Below are 16,061 nucleotides of genomic sequence, written 5' to 3'. Positions count from 1 at the left end.
CCAGGAGCGGAGTACGGGCACCGGGCGCCCCCGGTGACGGGGCCAGGGTAGCCGGTGACCGATACTTGACCGCATGGCTTATGACGATCTCCGCTCTCTGCTGAGGGCACTGGAGCGCGAGGGCGATCTCAAGCGGATCAAGGCCGAGGTCGACCCGTACCTGGAGGTCGGCGAGATCGTCGACCGCGTACAGAAGTCCGGCGGCCCGGCGCTCCTCTTCGAGAACGTCAAGGGCAGCGACATGCCCCTCGCGATGAACGTGTTCGGCACCGACCGGCGGCTGCTCAAGGCCCTCGGCCTGACGTCGTACGGCGAGATCAGCGACAAGATCGGCGGCCTGCTGAAGCCGGAGCTGCCGCAGGGGTTCGTCGGGGTGCGCGAGGCCTTCGGGAAGCTCGGCGCGATGACCCACGTACCGCCGAGGAAGGTCAAGGACGCGCCCGTGCAGGAGGTCGTGCTCACGGGCGACGACGTGGACCTGGACCGGCTGCCCGCGCTGTTCACCTGGCCCAAGGACGGCGGCTCCTTCTTCAACCTGGGCCTCACGCACACCAAGGACCCCGAGACCGGCGTCCGCAACCTCGGCCTCTACCGCCTCCAGCGCCACGACCGCCGCACCATCGGCATGCACTGGCAGATCCACAAGGACAGCCGCAACCACTACCAGGTGGCGGCGCGGCGAGGCGAGAGGCTGCCCGTCGCCATCGCCTTCGGCTGCCCGCCCGCCGTGACGTACGCCTCCACCGCGCCGCTGCCCGGCGACATCGACGAGTACCTCTTCGCGGGCTTCCTCCAGGGCAAGCGGATCGAGATGGTCGACTGCAAGACGGTGCCGCTCCAGGTGCCCGCGCAGGCCGAGGTCGTCATCGAGGGCTGGCTGGAGCCCGGCGAGATGCTCCCCGAGGGCCCCTTCGGCGACCACACCGGCTTCTACACGCCGCAGGAGCCGTTCCCCGCGCTGACCATCGACTGCGTGACGATGCGCAGGCGGCCGCTGCTCCAGTCCATCGTCGTGGGCCGGCCGCCCACGGAGGACGGCCCGCTGGGCCGCGCGACGGAGCGGTTCTTCCTGCCGCTCCTCAAGATCATCGTGCCGGACATCGTGGACTACCACCTGCCGGAGGCGGGCGGCTTCCACAACTGCGCGATCGTCGCGATCGACAAGAAGTACCCGAAGCACGCGCAGAAGGTCATGCACGCCGTCTGGGGCGCGCACATGATGTCGCTGACCAAGCTGATCGTGGTCGTGGACGCCGACTGCGACGTGCACGACCTGCACGAGGTCGCCTGGCGCGCGCTCGGCAACACCGACTACGCCCGCGACCTGACCGTCGTGGAGGGCCCGGTCGACCACCTGGACCACGCCTCGTACCAGCAGTTCTGGGGCGGCAAGGCGGGCATCGACGCGACGAGGAAGTGGCCCGAGGAGGGGTACACGCGCGACGGCGGCTGGCCGGACATGGTCGAGTCCGACCCGGACACGGCGGCCCTCGTGGACCGCCGCTGGAAGGAGTACGGCCTGTGACCTCCGCCTCCGCCGCGCTGCCGCAGCCGGGACGCACGCGGGCCTTCCTGCGGCTCGTCATGATCGAGCACTCGGTGTTCGCGCTGCCCTTCGCCTACATCGCCGCGCTGACCGCGATGTACGAGTGGGACGGGAACATCCACTGGGGGCGGCTGCTCCTGGTCACCGTCTGCATGGTGGGCCTGCGCACCTTCGCGATGGCCGCGAACCGCATCATCGACCGCGAGATCGACGCCCGCAACCCGCGCACCGCGCACCGCGAACTGGTCACCGGCGCCGTCTCGGTGAGGTCCGCGTGGACCGGGGCGCTCGTCGCCGTCGCGGTCTTCCTCGGCTCGGCGGCCCTGCTCAACCCGCTGTGCCTGGCGCTCGCGCCGGTCGCTGTGGTGCCGATGGTGGTCTACCCGTACGGCAAGCGGTTCACGAACTTCCCGCAGGCGATCCTCGGCCTCGCCCAGGCGATCGGCCCCGTCGGCGCGTGGCTCGCGATCACCGGCGAGTGGTCCTGGACGGCGGTGATACTGGGCCTCGCCGTCGGCGTCTGGATCGGCGGCTTCGACCTGATCTACGCCTGCCAGGACGTGGAGACGGACCGGGAGATCGGCGTGATGTCGGTACCGGCCCGGTTCGGCATCCCGGCCGCCATCCGGGGCGCGCGCGGCTGCCACCTGGTCACCACGGCGCTGTTCGTCTGGTACGCCCTGGCCACCGGCGCGGGCGCGTTCTTCTGGCTCGGCCTGCTGATCGTCGCCGGTGCATTCCTGTACGAGCACTCGATCGTGCGGCCGCACGACCTGTCCCGCCTCAACCGTGCCTTCTTCCAGGTCAACGGCTTCATCGGGATAGCGCTGTTCGTCTGCGCGCTGCTCGACCTGCTGGTGCGCGGGCTCACGGTGTGAGGGAGCCGGACCTCATGACCCCACGGGATAGGTAGGCTGCACGGCGTGAACGCAGGAGATACGCAGCGTAAGCCTTGGATCGTGGGGGTGTCGGGGGCGTCCGGCACCCCGTACGCCGCCTCCGTCCTGCGGGCGCTGCTCGCGGCGGGGGAGAGCGTGGACCTGGTGGTCTCGCGGGCCTCGCGCCTGACGCTGCTCGACGAGACCGGGATCTCCTTCCGCGACGCGCACTGGCGCGCGGACCTGGAGGAGTGGCTGTCGCGGGGCGCGGACGGCAAGCCGGGCACGTTCCGGGTGTCCGTGGACGCCGTGCGGTACTGGGCCGCCGGCGACCTGGCGGCGGGGCCGTCCTCGGGGTCGTACGCGACCAAGGGGATGCTGATCGTGCCCGCGTCCACGGCGTCCGTGGCCGGGGTGGCGCTGGGTCTGTCGAAGGACCTGTTGCAGCGCGCGGCGAGCGTGACGCTCAAGGAGGGGCGGCGGCTCGTGGTCTGCGTCCGGGAGACGCCGCTGAACGGAACGACGCTGCGGCACCTGGTGAGCCTGGACGAGGCGGGCGCGATCGTGCTGCCCGCCTCTCCGGCGTTCTACGCGGGGGCGACGCACATCCAGGACCTGGTGGACTTCGTCGCCGGGCGGGTGCTCGACGCGGCAGCCGTGCCGCACCAGCTCTACCGCCGGTGGGAAGGGGAGCTCGGGGGCGGCTCCCGTGAGGCTTAGCGCTTCTTGGCGGCGCGCTTCTTGGCCTTGCGCGCGGCGGTGGCGGCGGGCTGATGGACACGCGAGCGGTTGGCCAGGTCCTGCAGCTCGCGCATACGGGCGTAGGCCATCTCGATCGTGTACACGGGGAACACTCCTGAAGGATTCGAAGGATCGTCGTTGATCGGCTGAACTTCCGGACGATTCACAGGGTGGAGACCCTGTTGTGCCTTAGATTCTACACGTAGACTCGCGAAAACGCTAAATAATGAAAGGCTCTGACCTATGGATGCCGTGGACAGGCAGCTCATCCAGGCTCTGCGCGAGAACGGCCGTGCCTCCTACGCCGAGCTCGGGCGCCTCGTCGGTCTCTCCGGGCCCAGCGTCACCGACCGCATCAACCGCCTGGAGGCGGCCGGCGTCATCACCGGCTACCGCGCGACGGTCGACTCCCCCTCGCTCGGCCTCGGCGTGACCGCGCTCATCGGCATCTCCCTCTCCGACGCCGCCGACCACGAGGACGTGGCCCGGCGCCTGCGCGACCTGCACGAGATCGAGGACTGCTGGTTCATCGCGGGCGACGACTCGTACATGCTCAAGGTCCGCGCGACGGACGTCGACGGCCTGGAGAAGACCATCCGCCGCCTCAGCGGCACCAAGGGCGTCTCCCGCACGCGTACCACGATCGTGCTCTCCACCAAGTGGGAGAACCGGGTCGGGGAGCTCCCCGAGGAGGTGTAGGCGCCCGGCCGCGGGGGGCGCCGCCCGCGCCGGAGGCGGGGGAGTACGGTGGGTCGGGTCTGTCGCAGGTCGTTCGGAGAAACAGAGGTACGGCAATGGACGCAGGGCTCAAGCGCGACCTTGAGGAGAAGGTCCGCTCCGGTGAGCGGCTGTCCCGCGAGGACGGCATCGCCCTGTACGAGTCCGACGACCTGGCCTGGCTCGGCGGCCTGGCCCACGAGGTGCGCACCCGCAAGAACGGCGACGTGGTGCACTTCAACGTCAACCGGCACCTCAACATGACGAACGTGTGCACCGCGTCCTGCGCCTACTGCTCCTTCCAGCGCAAGCCGGGCGAGAAGGACGCGTACACGATGCGCATCGAGGAGGCCGTCCGGCTCGCCAAGGCGATGGAGGCCGACAACCTCACCGAGCTGCACATCGTCAACGGCCTGCACCCGAACCTGCCGTGGCGCTACTACCCGCGCTCGCTGCGGGAGCTGAAGGCCGCGCTGCCGAACGTCTCCCTGAAGGCCTTCACCGCCACCGAGATCCACCACTTCGAGACCATCTCCGGCCTCACCGCGTCGGAGATCCTCGACGAGCTGATCGACGCCGGCCTGGAGTCGCTGACCGGCGGCGGCGCCGAGATCTTCGACTGGGAGGTCCGGCAGCACATCGTGGACCACAGGACCCACTGGGAGGACTGGTCCCGCATCCACCGCCTCGCGCACGAGAAGGGTCTCAAGACCCCGTGCACGATGCTGTACGGCCACATCGAGGAGCCGCGCCACCGCGTCGACCACGTCCTGCGGCTGCGCGAGCTGCAGGACGAGACCGGCGGCTTCCAGGTCTTCATCCCGCTGCGCTACCAGCACGACTTCGTGGACATGCAGGACGGCAAGGTCCGCAACCGCCTCCAGGCCCGCACCAAGATGGCCTCCGGTATCGAGGCACTGAAGACCTTCGCGGTCTCCCGGCTGCTCTTCGACAACGTGCCGCACGTCAAGGTCTTCTGGGTCATGCACGGCGTCGCGACCGCGCAGCTCGCGCTCCAGCACGGCGCGGACGACATGGACGGCTCGGTCGTCGAGTACAAGATCACGCACGACGCGGACAACTTCGGCACGCCGAACAAGCTGACCCGCGACGACCTCCTCGACCTCATCCGCGAGGCCGGGTTCCGCCCGGTGGAGCGCAACACCCGCTACGAGGTCATCCGCGAGTACCCCGGCCCCGACCGGGAGCTGCGCGAGTCGCCCCAGCCCATGCGGGTCTGACCCGCTTCCTGTACGGGCCCCTGTGCATGCTTCACTGGAGGGGCTCGTCCAGCTCGGGCTGATTCGGGATGCTCGGGCCTCTGTCGGAACGGAAGAGTGGATTGACATGCTCCGCTACACGCTGATGCGCCTCGGGGTCTTCGCGGGTTGCTTCGTGGTCGTCTGGGGCCTGGTCTACTCCGGCGTCGTGCCGCGCGGCCTCGGCGGTTCCAACCTCCTGTGGGTGGCCCTGCTCGCCCTGGTCGTCTCCGCGCCCATCAGCTTCGTCGTGCTGCGCAAGGAGCGCGACCGGGCCTCGGCGAAGGTCGTCGCGAAGGTCGACGACGTCAAGGCCAGCCTGGAGCGCAACCGGGCCCAGGAGGACGGCGCCGACGACGCGGCGCGCGCCCAGTCGTAGCACCAAGCGCACGGTCGTAAGGTTCGTCACACCGGCCGAAAACGTACGGAACCCCGGTACCGGAGCATGCCGCTCCAGTACCGGGGTTCTGCCGTTTCCGGGACACTCCTGAGGTCCCTCTACCTCAAACAAGACCTTTGATGTACTCAAAGTTCAAGTGTTAACGTGTTCGACATGAAGACAGCAGCCGCGCACCGCAACGCCATGGGCGTCCGGCTCGTGGCGCGCCTGCATGTCGATCTCTGCCGCTGCGTGTCCGCGGCCTGTCGCCGAGTCTGAACCGCCGTACAGACCCACAGCAGCGGTGTCCGCCGACCCTTCGCGGTCGCCGCTCCACCACGTCCCCCCGTCATTACCCGGAGTGTGTCCGTGTCCGCGAATCCCGCGTCCCCCACCGACCAGAAGCCCGGCTTCCGGATACCCAGGTTCCTGAAGCTGCCGTTCTGGGCCCAGATCCTCGGCGGTCTGGTGCTCGGCGTCCTGCTCGGCTGGCTCGCCCGCAGCCAGGACATCGGCTGGCTCGTCACCACCCTGTCCAAGGTGGGCGACACCTTCGTCGGCCTGCTGAAGCTGGCCGTGGCGCCGCTGGTGTTCTTCGCCATCCTGATCTCGATCACAAACCTGCGGAAGGTCAACAACGCCGCGCGGCTGGCCACCCGCACGCTGCTGTGGTTCATGATCACGTCGCTGATCGCGGTCGCCATCGGCCTGGTCATCGGCCTGGTCACCAACCCCGGCGCGGGCACCGGCCTGACCCCGAAGGACGGCGCCAAGCCCGAGCACCAGGGCTCCTGGATCGACTTCCTGACCGGCATCATCCCGACGGACGTCATCACGCCCTTCACCGAGCTGAACGTCCTCCAGATCGTCTTCATGGCCGCCGTCGCCGGCGTGGCCGTCCTCAAGATCGGCGACGAGAAGGCCAAGCCGGTCCTGGACCTCAGCGAGGCCGTCCTCGCGCTGCTGCAGAAGGCCCTGTGGTGGGTCATCAAGCTCTCCCCGATCGGCACCGTCGGCCTCATCGGCTTCGCCATCGCCGACTACGGCTGGAACCTGATCAGCAAGTACGCGACGTTCACCGCGGACATCTACGTCGGCTGCGCCCTGGTGCTCTTCGGCGTCTACCCGCTGCTGCTCGCCACGGTCGCCAAGGTCAACCCGGTCCAGTTCTTCAAGGGCGCCTGGCCCGCCATCCAGCTCGCCTTCGTCTCGCGCTCCTCGGTCGGCACGATGCCGCTCACGCAGAAGGTCACCGAGCGGCTCGGCGTGCCGAAGGAGTACACGTCCTTCGCGGTGCCGTTCGGTGCCACCACCAAGATGGACGGCTGCGCCGCGATCTACCCGGCCATCGCCGCGATCTTCGTCGCGCAGATCTTCGACGTGCAGATGGGCATCAAGGAGTACCTGCTCATCGCCTTCGTCTCGGTCGTCGGCTCCGCCGCGACGGCGGGCCTCACCGGCGCCACGGTCATGCTGACCCTGACCCTGTCCACCCTCGGCCTGCCCATGGAGGGCGTCGGCCTGCTCCTGGCCATCGACCCCGTCGTGGACATGATGCGCACGGCCACGAACGTCGCCGGCCAGGCCCTGGTCCCGGTGATCGTCGCCGCCCGCGAGGACATCCTCGACCGCACCGCCTACGAGTCGGCCTCCGCGTCCCCCCTGGACGACCCGGACGCCCTCCCGGCCGCGGCCTGACACCACCCGCCCCGCCTTACGAGCCCCACGCCTACGCTTTGGCGTGGGGCTCGTGCGTGTCGTCCTGGCTTCTGGCTCCCTCTCGTGGCGCACCACTCCGGTCTGTACGGTCGATGACGTGTCCGGCGAGCGTCGGGTTGGTCATCCGTGAACGTGGCGCCGGTTGATCGCGCGCGACTAGGGGAGCTGGTTCGGGCATGGCGGCTGACGCTGCTCGGGGTGCGGGGAAGGGCTTCACGGAGGCGGAGGCGGCGCGGGTCGTGACTGCCGCGTGCCGGACGGCGGGCCTGGACGGCAGAGGAGCGGAGTTGATCCGCATCGGGGAGAACGCGCTCTTCCGGCTGGCCTCGACGCCGGTGATCGTCCGTGCCGCGCGCGGGCCGGAGTGGCTGACCAAGGCACGCAACGAGGTCGCGGTCTCGCGCTGGCTGACGGGCGAGGGCTTCCCCGCCACGCGGGCCGTCGAGGACCTGGAGCAGCCGCTCGTGGTCGACGGCCACCCCGTGACGTTCTGGCACCTGATCGTGGAGGCCGACCGCAAGGCCACGTACGGGGAGCTGGGTGGCGTCCTGCGGGACCTGCACTCCATGACCGTGCCGGAGGACCTGGTCCTGCCGTCGTACGAGCCGTTCGACAAGTGGGACGTACGACTCGACAAGGCCGTCATCCCGGACGACGACAAGGCCTTCCTGCGGAAGCGCGCACGCGAACTCCGGGACAGGTGTGCCGAGCTGAGCTTCGCGACACCGAAAGGACCTGTCCACGGGGACGCACACGTCCAGAACCTCATGGTGGACGTGCTGGGCCGAGTGATCCTGATCGACTTCGAAGCCTTCTGCTACGACCACCCGGAGTGGGACCTCATGGTCACGGCGGTGGAACACCACAGCCTCGGCTGGCAGACCGACCAGCAGTACGCCGACTTCGTGGGCGCGTACGGGCGGGACCTGTACGACTGGGAGGGCTACGGGACGCTGCGTGGGCTGCAGGAGTTCAACATGACGACGTGGCTCATGCAGAACGTCCGGGTGAGCGAGAGGGTGGCCGACGAGTACCGGCGCCGGATCGCGGCGCTGAGGGACGACGACGGACCTCGGGATTGGCGGCCTTGGTAGGTGCTGAGGGGGGGGCGGGCGCCCCTGGCTGTGGAGGGGCTGCGGACGTACCCGGCCTTGTGGTGGGGCGACCCCCGCACGCGCGGGGACCACTACCGCACCCGGTACCGGGAGGAAGAAGCGCCGGGACCACCCCCGCACGCGCGGGGACCACTCTGGCCCCTGGCACCGCACGCACCTGATGTAGGGACCACCCCCGCACGCGCGGGGACCACAGGTCTCCACCGGCGGCAGCCTCATCCCGGGCAGGACCACCCCCGCACGCGCGGGGACCACTCCGGCTTGATCGAACGGATGCGGGCCATCAGGGGACCACCCCCGCACGCGCGGGGACCACTGGGTAATCGAGATCCCCAACGGCGGAAACGTGGGACCACCCCCGCACGCGCGGGGACCACAGGGCGCGACCTGGGGGTTTGTTAAGAGGTCGGGGCGTTTTTGCTTACTTCTTGAGAAGTCGGCATTACGGTCATTTAGTGAGTAGCCTTCGCAATTCGTGCGTAATGGAGCGTGGCGGCTTAGTCCTGTAGCTACCGAAGGGTGTGAGCGGTACACCTAGATGGGCTTCGCCGACGTTACTCGATCGTGGTGTGCCACTTGTGGGTAAGCCGCTGTTCGACCCTGCTGAGGATGGCGCTTGATGCCTCCTGAGGCGGTTCAGTCATCGTCCAAACGGGCGAGAGCGGCGCGGACCTTCTCGTCGAACGCTGCCACGGCTGGTTCCGCTGAGTGCCTGCTCACTTCTGCTTGGAAGTCTGTGACGTACCGCTGGAAGCGGGCGGACCGCAGGGTGTCGCCTGCGTCGACGGTCAGGCTCGCCGTTGTGATCGCTGCTTCCAACTCGCCGTTCAGCAAGTGGCTTTGAGCCAGGACCATGCGGCAAAACCCCAGGCTCCTGGCGTACTGCGGGTCTGTGCTGTCGACGGCGCGCTGGGCATGCTCCAAGGCCGCGCAGCACTGCTTGAGGTCGCGTAGGCAGTGGCCGATCTCGCCCTGGATCTCCGCGGCGTCGACGTAGTGGAGCCAGTCGGGGTCTTCGGCTGTGCCGGCGCGTTCGAAGTAGCGCTCGGCTTCGTTCATGGCACGGCCTGCGCCGCGTGCGTCACCGGCGTTGGCGAGGGCGCGGGCTTCGTGGGCGGAGAAGATCGCCAGGGCGCGTGGGGTCGACTGGCCCTTGCCGCCCTCGACTGACGCGCGGGCGAGTTGGATCGCTTGGGCGTGGTTGCCGAGGTAGTTGGCCTGGTGGCTGAGGTTGGTCAGGATGCGGGCGCCGAACATGCGGTCGCCGCTGACCTGGGACAGCCGCAGTGTCGACGTGAGGTAGCGGTGCGCGAGTTGGTGGTTGCCAGCGTCGTACGCGGTCCACGCGAGCAACTGGGCGACCTCGGAAGCCGCGCTGTACAAGGCCGTACCGACTCTGTCGCTGTAACCGGCGCTGAGCAGCGGCAGGACCTCGTGGCGGAAGTAGTGCCGCAGTGCCCGGTGGCCGTGGCCTCCGCCGTACTTGAAGTCGAGCTGCATGAACGTGCTTGCCGCGTCTCGGATGGCGCGTACGTCGCGCATGCCGATGCGCTGGTGCACGGGCCTGTCGGCTTGGATGCCGTCAGGGCGGGCGATCATCCAGGACAGGACTGCCGAGTTGATGTCGGCGTCCGCGGCGACCAGGCGGTTGGGGGCGGCGGTTTCTGCACGTTCTTGGGCGAGGTTGTCGAGTGCGGCCAGGACGTCGGGCACGGTGGCCGGGTACCCGGTCGGCTGGGAGGCGGGCGGGGTCGGCTCGCCGAAGAATCCGAGATCGCCCGGTGTGACGCGGCGACTCAGCTTGGCGCTGAGTACGTCCGCCAGGATCGCCGCCGTCTGAGGTCTGATGCCCGCGCCGTCCCGCCAGCGCTGGACGGACACGTGAGTGGTTCCGAGAGGTGTACCGCGTTGCTTCGCCCGGTCGCACATGCGCTTCGCGAGGCCCTTGTTCGAGACTCCGGCCTCTTCCATCAGGGAGATGAGGTGCGCGTTCGGCTCTCGGTCCATGCTCCCCTGCCAACCCGAGAATGACAGCGAGTGTTCATGGTGTCACAGCTCGCAGATCTCGGGGGGTCCATTGGTGAACCCCCTCTTTCTCTGCCGGTGTTCACGTGAACCCCCTGATGAACGCTCCCGACGTGATGGCTCGTGTCGTTCACTGTTCGGCACGGAACGACCCGGTACGCCGCCCGTCGGCAGTCAGGAGGGGACGTGATGGGAGTTCGTCCGAGCAAACACAGAACGACCACTTCAGGCATCGCAGCCCCGCGGGCTGATGCTGCCGATTCGTCGGCTGGCCATCACCGGGCGCTGACGCTCTCCGCAGATTCGCGGGACGCGGTCCGCGCCGAACGGGAAATGGTCCGAGGGTCCCTCCAGGACTGGGGGCTTGAGCGCATCGGTGACGACGCCCGGCTCGCCGTTTCCGAGCTCGTCAGCAACGTCGTGCAACACGCCGTGCCGGACAACTGTCTGGCGCGGCCCGGTGCCAAGCGGCGTATCGACGTCTCGGTGATGACCTGGCCGGGGCTGTTGTGCATCGGCGTGACGGATGAGGACTCCGCTCCGCCGGATCTTCCGGTGGGTGATCGCCTGTCGCCTGAGCTCGCGGGCGACTTCCCGGAGGCGCTGCTGCCGGAGCGGGGGCGCGGGCTGATGATCGTGCAGCGGCTCGCCGACTCGGTCTGGTGGTCGCCGGAGGAGCCGGGCGGCAAGACCGTGTGGTGCCGCTTCAGCACCGACCAGCACGCGTGATGAGCTCCGGCTCGTCGCTCACCTGGGCGCTCCCATGCGATCGGGAGTGTGGGCGACGAGCCGGGGATGCGGCCTGAGCTGACCTCTCGGCCGCAAGGGGCGCGGCCCCTTGGATGACTCCGGAGTTCCCTCCCGAGGAGGGGCCGCGCTTCACAACCTCATACCGAGACCGGGCCACCCGTCTGCCGTGGAAAGCGAAGGGCGGCCCGGTTGGGGGACATGCGGAGCCTCGGCCTCGTCCCTCCTCGCACGCGCGGGGACCACCACGTGGCGCGGGTGCGGAGCACATCGAGGCGAGGTCACCCCCGCGCGCGGGGGCCACGCACTGAAGACCAAGTACGACGAGGGCCGGCTGGGATCACCCCCGTGCGAGCGGGGACCAACCTGGTGGTGATCCTGGCGGCCGGGGCCGTCTGGGGACCACCCCCGCACACGCGGGACCATTGTTCTCCCAGAAGTGGGAGGCGTTCGCCCCGGGGACCACCCCCGCGCGGGGACCACAAGAGCATGCGGTTGTACAGGCCGAGGGCCGCGGGACTACCCCCGCGCGCGCGGGGACCACGCGAGCAGATTGGGGCTGATCTCGGGGCACCGGGGACCACCCCCGCACGCGCGGGGACCACGGCGGCACGTCAATATCTCGTGTGCGCCACTCGGGACCACCCCCGCACGCGCGGGGACCACGTCACCGTGGACGGGCAGCGTGTCAGGCGCACGGGGACCACTCCCGCACGCGCGGGGACCACGCCCGCTCGGCCCGCTCGGCCTCTACGTGGAGGGGACCACCCCCGCACGCGCGGGGACCACAGGGCGTGAGCTGGGGGTTTGTTAGGTGGGTGGGGCGTTTTTGCTTACTTCTTGGGAAGTCGACATTACGGGCATGTGGTGAGTGGCCTCCGCCATCCTGCGCGTGATGAATCGTGGTGACTCAGCCCTGAAGCTACTGAAGAGCTGTGGTGGTGGGCTTCGTTGACGTTACTCGATCGCGGTGGAGGCTTGCCTGGAGTTGGGGGTGTGGTGTGGGGGTGTGCTGTCGGGTGGGTGGTGGGAAGTGGCTTCCGGGCTCGTTGGTGGTGTTGCTCGTGCCGTGTGTGCGATGGGGGCGGTTCGGTGGAGGGGCGGGCGGGGGTGGGGAGTTCGGGGCGTCGGTGGTCGTGGGTCGGCTGCGTGGGGCGGCGCCGTAGGCTGAGCTGTGGTCGGTTGGTGGGAGGGCGGGCGGTGGGGTGGGAGATGTGAGGGCTCGGGGGGAGTCGGGGGTGCGGCGGAAGCGGATGCCTCGGGCCGAGCGGGAGCGGCAGATGCTCGACGCGGCGGTGCGGACCTTCGGGCAGCGGGGGTACCGGGCCGCGTCCATGGATGAGATCGCGGAGCTTGCGGGGGTGTCCAAGCCGCTGGTGTACCTGTATCTGAACAGCAAGGAAGAGTTGTTCACCGCCTGTATACGCCGGGAGGCCGCCGCGCTGACGCGGGCCGTGCGCGGTGCCGTCGCGCCCGGTCCGGCCGACCGGCAGCTCTGGGACGGGCTGAGGGCGTTCTTCGAGCACACCGGGCGCCACCCCGACGGCTGGGCGGTGCTGCACAGCCAGGCGCGTACGGTCGGCGAGCCGTTCGCCGCCGAGGTGAACGCGCTGCGCGCCGAGCTCGTCGCCTTCGTGACCGCGCTCCTCGCCGCGGCCGCGCGCGAGGCACACCAGGACCCGTCGCTGCCCGACCGCGAGGTCGCGGGCCTCGCCCACGCCCTCGTCGGCGCCGCCGAGTCCCTGGCCGGGTGGGCCAACGCCGACCCGGACGTCTCCGCCCGGGAGGCCGCGGCCACGCTCATGAACTTCGCCTGGGCCGGGCTCGGTGACCTGATGGAGGGGCGGCGGTGGGTGCCGCCGTCCTCCTGAGTCCCGCGGACGCTCGGAATTATTACGGTGTGTGACCGGCTGCCCGGCTGAACGGGCGAGGTGGGGCGGGGGCGCCTAGCCTGGCCGGAGGGAGACCGGACGGGGAGGGCCGGGCGGGGGAGGAGCCCGGAGCTACGCCGGGGGACCCGAGGGGGAGACCGCACCTCTGGGAGGCCGCTGTGCGCACGACGGCGTTCACGGGCGCCACCGCCCTCGCCCTGGCCCTCACGGCGCTGCCCGCCGCCACGACCGCCCCGGCCGGGAGCAAGCCCCCGCAGCCGGACCTGCGGCGCTTCTACGCGCAGAAGGTGAAGTGGGCCGCCTGCTCGTCCGAGAAGCAGAACCTCCCGGAGACGGTCACCAAGGACAAGGACGTCCGCTGCGGCACGCTCACCGTCCCGCTCGACTACGCCCGCCCCGGGCGCGGCACCGTCGACCTGGCCTTGCTGAAGGTGAAGGCGAGCGGTGCGAAGCGCGGGTCGTTGCTGGTGAACTTCGGCGGTCCTGGCGGACCGGGCGTGGCGGGGCTCGGCGCCGATCTGAAGGGCTTCGGCGACCTCGGCAAGCGGTACGACGTGGTGGGCTTCGACCCCCGCGGCGTCGGCCTCAGCGACCCCGTGACCTGCGGCGGCGAGCCGGAGGAGCCGGACGGCATCGACAGCGGGGAAGAGGCCGCCGCCGTCCTCGCGCGGCTGCGGAAGACGGCCGAGCGGTGCGTGAAGGAGTCCGGGCCGGTGCTGCCGCACATCGGCACCGTGAACGTGTCGCGCGACATGGACGTGCTGCGCGTGGCCCTCGGCGACAAGAAGCTCAACTACCTCGGGTTCTCGTACGGGACGCGGCTCGGCGCCGTGTACGCCGCGCAGTTCCCGAAGAAGGTCGGGCGCATGGTGCTCGACGGCGTGGACACGCTCACCGAACCCGTCGAGGAACAGGCTCTCGCCTCCGCCGAGGGACAGCAGACGGCGCTCGACAACTTCCTGCTGTGGTGCACGAAGAACGCGGGGTGCGTGTTCGGGGACGACTCGCGCCGTGCCCGGCAGACCATGACGCAGGTCATAGAGGACCTGGACGCGATGCCGCTGCGCTCGGCGGAGGGCGAGGAGTTCACCGGCCAGGACGTGGTGAGCGTCCTCGGCAGCGCCCTGTACAGCCGCCAGGCCTGGCCCGCCCTGTCGCAGGCGCTCGGCGCGCTGCTCGCCGACGGCGACCCGCGGGCGCTGATGCGCGTGGGCGGCATCGGCGGCCAGGGCCGCCCGCAGGGACGTGCCGCCGCGCGCGCCGACGTGCCGGAGGACAACCAGACCGCCGCCCTCGCGGCCGTGAACTGCGCCGACGACCCCGACCGGCCCGACGCGAAGAAGGTGGAGCGCGAAGTGGAGCGCCTTCAGGGCGAGTTCGAGGAGGCCTCGCCCGTCTTCGGCGAGCACAACCTCACGCTCGTCCTGATGTGCTTCGGCTGGCCCGCCGGTACGTCGTACATCCGCGACGACGTACGGGACGTCGACACGCCCCCGCTGCTGCTCGTCGGCACGCGGGGCGACCCGGCGACCCCGTACCGCTGGACGGAGGAGACCGCGCGGCGCCTCGGGTCGTCGGCCGTCGTGCTCGACAACAAGGGCGACGGGCACACCGGCTACTTCGGCTCCAAGTGCGTGAAGGCGAAGGTGGACGGCTTCCTGCTGTACAAGCAGATGCCCAAGGACGGGAGTTCGTGCGCCGCCGAGTGGAAGGAGTGACGGGACCCGTGCGGATCAGGCGGCCTGGCGGGCCGCCGGGTCCAGGCGCAGCATCGCCTCCTCGTCGGTGCTGCCGGGCTCGGCCTGGTACGTGACCAGGCGCTGGCCGCCGGTGCGGGCGAGCTGCATCACCTCGTAGGTGAGCGTCATCGTGCCCACCTTGGGGTGGGCGAAGGTCTTGACGCCGCCGCTGCGCTCGCACACCTCGTACCGGTCCCAGAGCCCGGCGAAGTCCGGGGACTTGAGCATCAGTTCGCCCACGAGCGCGGTCAGGCGCGGGGAGTCGGGGGTGCGGCCGCCGACCGCGCGCAGGTGCGCCAGGGAGCGGGCGACGGTCTCCTCCCACGGGACGTACAGGGTGCGGCCGACGGGGTGCAGGAAGACGTAGCGGGCGACGTTCCGCTCCTGCACGGGCCAGTCCCACAGGCCCGGCATGAGGCGGCGGCCGGGGGCGTTCGCGGCGAGCATGTCGCTGTACGGGCTGAGGACGTACGCGGGCAGCGGGCGCAGCGCCTCCAGGACCCGCAGGACCGAGTCCCGCACGGTGAACTCCGTGGTGGGGTGCGGTTCCGTGAGCCGGCCCGAGGCCAGTTCGGCCAGCTCGCGCAGGCGCTCGTGGGCGTCGGGGCCGAGGCGCAGGGCGCGGGCCAGGGAGTCGAGCACGGACGGTGAGGGGTTGGTCTCGCGGCCGCGCTCCAGGCGCGTGTAGTAGTCGACGCTCACCCCGGCGAGGGTGGCCAGCTCCTCGCGGCGCAGGCCGGGCGTCCGCCGGATGCCGGTGCCGGCGGGGAGCCCGGCGTCCTCGGGCCGGATCTGGGCGCGGCGTGCCCGCAGATAGCGGCCGAGCTCGGTTCCGCCGTTCGTCTTCATGTGCCCATTGTCCCTGGCGGGCGGCCTGGTTGGGGGGCCGTGTCAGGGCCAGGAACGAGGCGGCCTGCCGCGGGCGGGGTGGGGCGGGTTGGCTGGGGTTCAGCGCGGTGCCTCCGGCTGGGGGTGCTGTGTGGCTTCCGCCGCGCCGCGGCGTGCCTTGCCGCTCCGCGGTCCGGGTCTCGCCGCTCCGCGGCCGTGGAGCTCTGCCGCTTCGCGGCTGTGGAGCCTTGCCGCCCCGCGGCTGTTTTGCGCCGCTCCGCGGCGTTCTCCCGCCCGCCCGCCCTTTCTTGCCGCTCCGCGCCCGGAACCTCGCCGCTCCGCGGCGCCGGGCCCCCCCCCCCCGCCCGGGCCCGCCGGGAGCCCGCCCCCCCCCCCCCCCCCCCCCCCCGCCGGCACCCCCCCCCCCCCCCCCCCCCCCCCCCCCCCCCCCCGCCCCCGCCCCCCCCCCCGCGGCC

General features: G+C 70.5%; 14 protein-coding genes and 1 CRISPR repeat array. Of the genes, 11 read left to right on the top strand and 3 right to left on the bottom strand.

All coding sequences use genetic code 11. The features are described from left to right. Positions 1-73: 73 nt before the first annotated feature. From QK440_RS30755 to QK440_RS30745, 3 genes are read left to right on the top strand one after another with little or no spacing between them, the layout of a single operon-like run. Positions 74-1,525: a menaquinone biosynthesis decarboxylase gene (locus QK440_RS30755; RefSeq protein WP_282796508.1), complete on the top strand. Its 1,452-nt coding sequence runs from the start codon at positions 74-76 to the stop codon at positions 1,523-1,525. Next, positions 1,522-2,424 carry a menaquinone biosynthesis prenyltransferase MqnP gene (mqnP, locus tag QK440_RS30750; RefSeq protein WP_282796507.1) on the top strand — a complete coding sequence of 301 codons (903 nt, stop codon included), beginning with the start codon at positions 1,522-1,524 and terminating at the stop codon, positions 2,422-2,424. The genes QK440_RS30755 and mqnP overlap by 4 nt, the downstream gene beginning before the upstream one ends. A 45-nt stretch (positions 2,425-2,469) precedes the next feature. Continuing rightward, complete coding sequence (locus tag QK440_RS30745; protein ID WP_282796506.1) at positions 2,470-3,144, top strand: UbiX family flavin prenyltransferase; 675 nt, start codon at positions 2,470-2,472, stop codon at positions 3,142-3,144. Here QK440_RS30745 and QK440_RS30740 read toward each other — a convergent pair. After that, the gene (locus tag QK440_RS30740; protein WP_282796528.1) at positions 3,141-3,269 is read right to left on the bottom strand and encodes a hypothetical protein; all 129 of its coding nucleotides are present in this window, start codon (positions 3,267-3,269) and stop codon (positions 3,141-3,143) included. The genes QK440_RS30745 and QK440_RS30740 overlap by 4 nt on opposite strands. 139 nt (positions 3,270-3,408) lie before the next feature. Here QK440_RS30740 and QK440_RS30735 point away from each other — a divergent pair, with 139 nt between their 5' ends. The 5 genes from QK440_RS30735 to QK440_RS30715 all read left to right on the top strand — a co-directional run bounded on the left by QK440_RS30735 (position 3,409) and on the right by QK440_RS30715 (position 8,333). Continuing rightward, positions 3,409-3,864, top strand: a complete 456-nt coding sequence (locus QK440_RS30735) for an Lrp/AsnC family transcriptional regulator (RefSeq protein WP_190136645.1) — start codon at positions 3,409-3,411, stop codon at positions 3,862-3,864. Positions 3,865-3,959: 95 nt separating this feature from the next. Further along, on the top strand, positions 3,960-5,123 hold the full coding sequence (gene mqnE, locus QK440_RS30730) for an aminofutalosine synthase MqnE (protein WP_282796505.1): 1,164 nt from the start codon (positions 3,960-3,962) through the stop codon (positions 5,121-5,123). 106 nt (positions 5,124-5,229) lie between these two features. Further along, on the top strand, positions 5,230-5,520 hold the full coding sequence (locus tag QK440_RS30725) for a DUF4229 domain-containing protein (RefSeq protein WP_282796504.1): 291 nt from the start codon (positions 5,230-5,232) through the stop codon (positions 5,518-5,520). A gap of 369 nt (positions 5,521-5,889) precedes the next feature. After that, positions 5,890-7,218, top strand: a complete 1,329-nt coding sequence (locus tag QK440_RS30720; RefSeq protein WP_282796503.1) for a dicarboxylate/amino acid:cation symporter — start codon at positions 5,890-5,892, stop codon at positions 7,216-7,218. Between the two features lie 197 nt (positions 7,219-7,415). Next, complete coding sequence (locus tag QK440_RS30715; RefSeq protein WP_282796502.1) at positions 7,416-8,333, top strand: aminoglycoside phosphotransferase family protein; 918 nt, start codon at positions 7,416-7,418, stop codon at positions 8,331-8,333. 64 nt (positions 8,334-8,397) lie between these two features. Further along, positions 8,398-8,731: direct repeats of the CRISPR family, unit length 29 nt; unit sequence GGGACCACCCCCGCACGCGCGGGGACCAC. A 259-nt stretch (positions 8,732-8,990) separates the two neighbouring features. Here the strand turns inward: QK440_RS30715 and QK440_RS30710 are convergent. After that, positions 8,991-10,361, bottom strand: coding sequence for a sporulation protein (locus QK440_RS30710; RefSeq protein WP_282796501.1), 1,371 nt, complete (start codon positions 10,359-10,361; stop codon positions 8,991-8,993). 207 nt (positions 10,362-10,568) lie between these two features. Here QK440_RS30710 and QK440_RS30705 point away from each other — a divergent pair, with 207 nt between their 5' ends. The 3 genes from QK440_RS30705 (at position 10,569) to QK440_RS30695 (ending at position 14,736) form a co-directional block, all read left to right on the top strand. Continuing rightward, positions 10,569-11,108, top strand: coding sequence for an ATP-binding protein (locus QK440_RS30705; protein WP_282796500.1), 540 nt, complete (start codon positions 10,569-10,571; stop codon positions 11,106-11,108). A gap of 1,271 nt (positions 11,109-12,379) precedes the next feature. Next, positions 12,380-12,997, top strand: a complete 618-nt coding sequence (locus QK440_RS30700; RefSeq protein WP_282796499.1) for a TetR/AcrR family transcriptional regulator — start codon at positions 12,380-12,382, stop codon at positions 12,995-12,997. Between the two features lie 179 nt (positions 12,998-13,176). Then, positions 13,177-14,736 carry an alpha/beta hydrolase gene (locus QK440_RS30695; RefSeq protein WP_349239327.1) on the top strand — a complete coding sequence of 520 codons (1,560 nt, stop codon included), beginning with the start codon at positions 13,177-13,179 and terminating at the stop codon, positions 14,734-14,736. Between the two features lie 15 nt (positions 14,737-14,751). On the opposite strand, the gene QK440_RS30690 is transcribed toward QK440_RS30695, so the two are convergent. Further along, positions 14,752-15,606, bottom strand: coding sequence for a helix-turn-helix transcriptional regulator (locus QK440_RS30690; RefSeq protein ID WP_282796498.1), 855 nt, complete (start codon positions 15,604-15,606; stop codon positions 14,752-14,754). Positions 15,607-16,061 lie beyond the last annotated feature (455 nt).

The sequence above is a fragment of the Streptomyces sp. CC224B genome (assembly GCF_030010595.1).
Lineage (GTDB): Bacteria > Actinomycetota > Actinomycetes > Streptomycetales > Streptomycetaceae > Streptomyces > Streptomyces longispororuber.
Note: the sequence above shows the minus strand (reverse complement) of the source record. Positions and strands in the feature narration are given on the sequence as shown.

Excerpts from the sequence above, each read along its gene's own strand:
- QK440_RS30755 (WP_282796508.1), top strand. The coding sequence starts at position 74 with ATGGCTTATGACGATCTCCGCTCTCTGCTGAGGGCACTGGAGCGCGAG.
- QK440_RS30735 (WP_190136645.1), top strand. The coding sequence starts at position 3,409 with ATGGATGCCGTGGACAGGCAGCTCATCCAGGCTCTGCGCGAGAACGGC.
- mqnE (WP_282796505.1), top strand. The coding sequence starts at position 3,960 with ATGGACGCAGGGCTCAAGCGCGACCTTGAGGAGAAGGTCCGCTCCGGT.
- QK440_RS30725 (WP_282796504.1), top strand. The coding sequence starts at position 5,230 with ATGCTCCGCTACACGCTGATGCGCCTCGGGGTCTTCGCGGGTTGCTTC.
- QK440_RS30715 (WP_282796502.1), top strand. The coding sequence starts at position 7,416 with ATGGCGGCTGACGCTGCTCGGGGTGCGGGGAAGGGCTTCACGGAGGCG.
- QK440_RS30710 (WP_282796501.1), bottom strand. The coding sequence starts at position 10,361 with ATGGACCGAGAGCCGAACGCGCACCTCATCTCCCTGATGGAAGAGGCC.
- QK440_RS30705 (WP_282796500.1), top strand. The coding sequence starts at position 10,569 with ATGGGAGTTCGTCCGAGCAAACACAGAACGACCACTTCAGGCATCGCA.
- QK440_RS30700 (WP_282796499.1), top strand. The coding sequence starts at position 12,380 with ATGCCTCGGGCCGAGCGGGAGCGGCAGATGCTCGACGCGGCGGTGCGG.
- QK440_RS30690 (WP_282796498.1), bottom strand. The coding sequence starts at position 15,606 with ATGAAGACGAACGGCGGAACCGAGCTCGGCCGCTATCTGCGGGCACGC.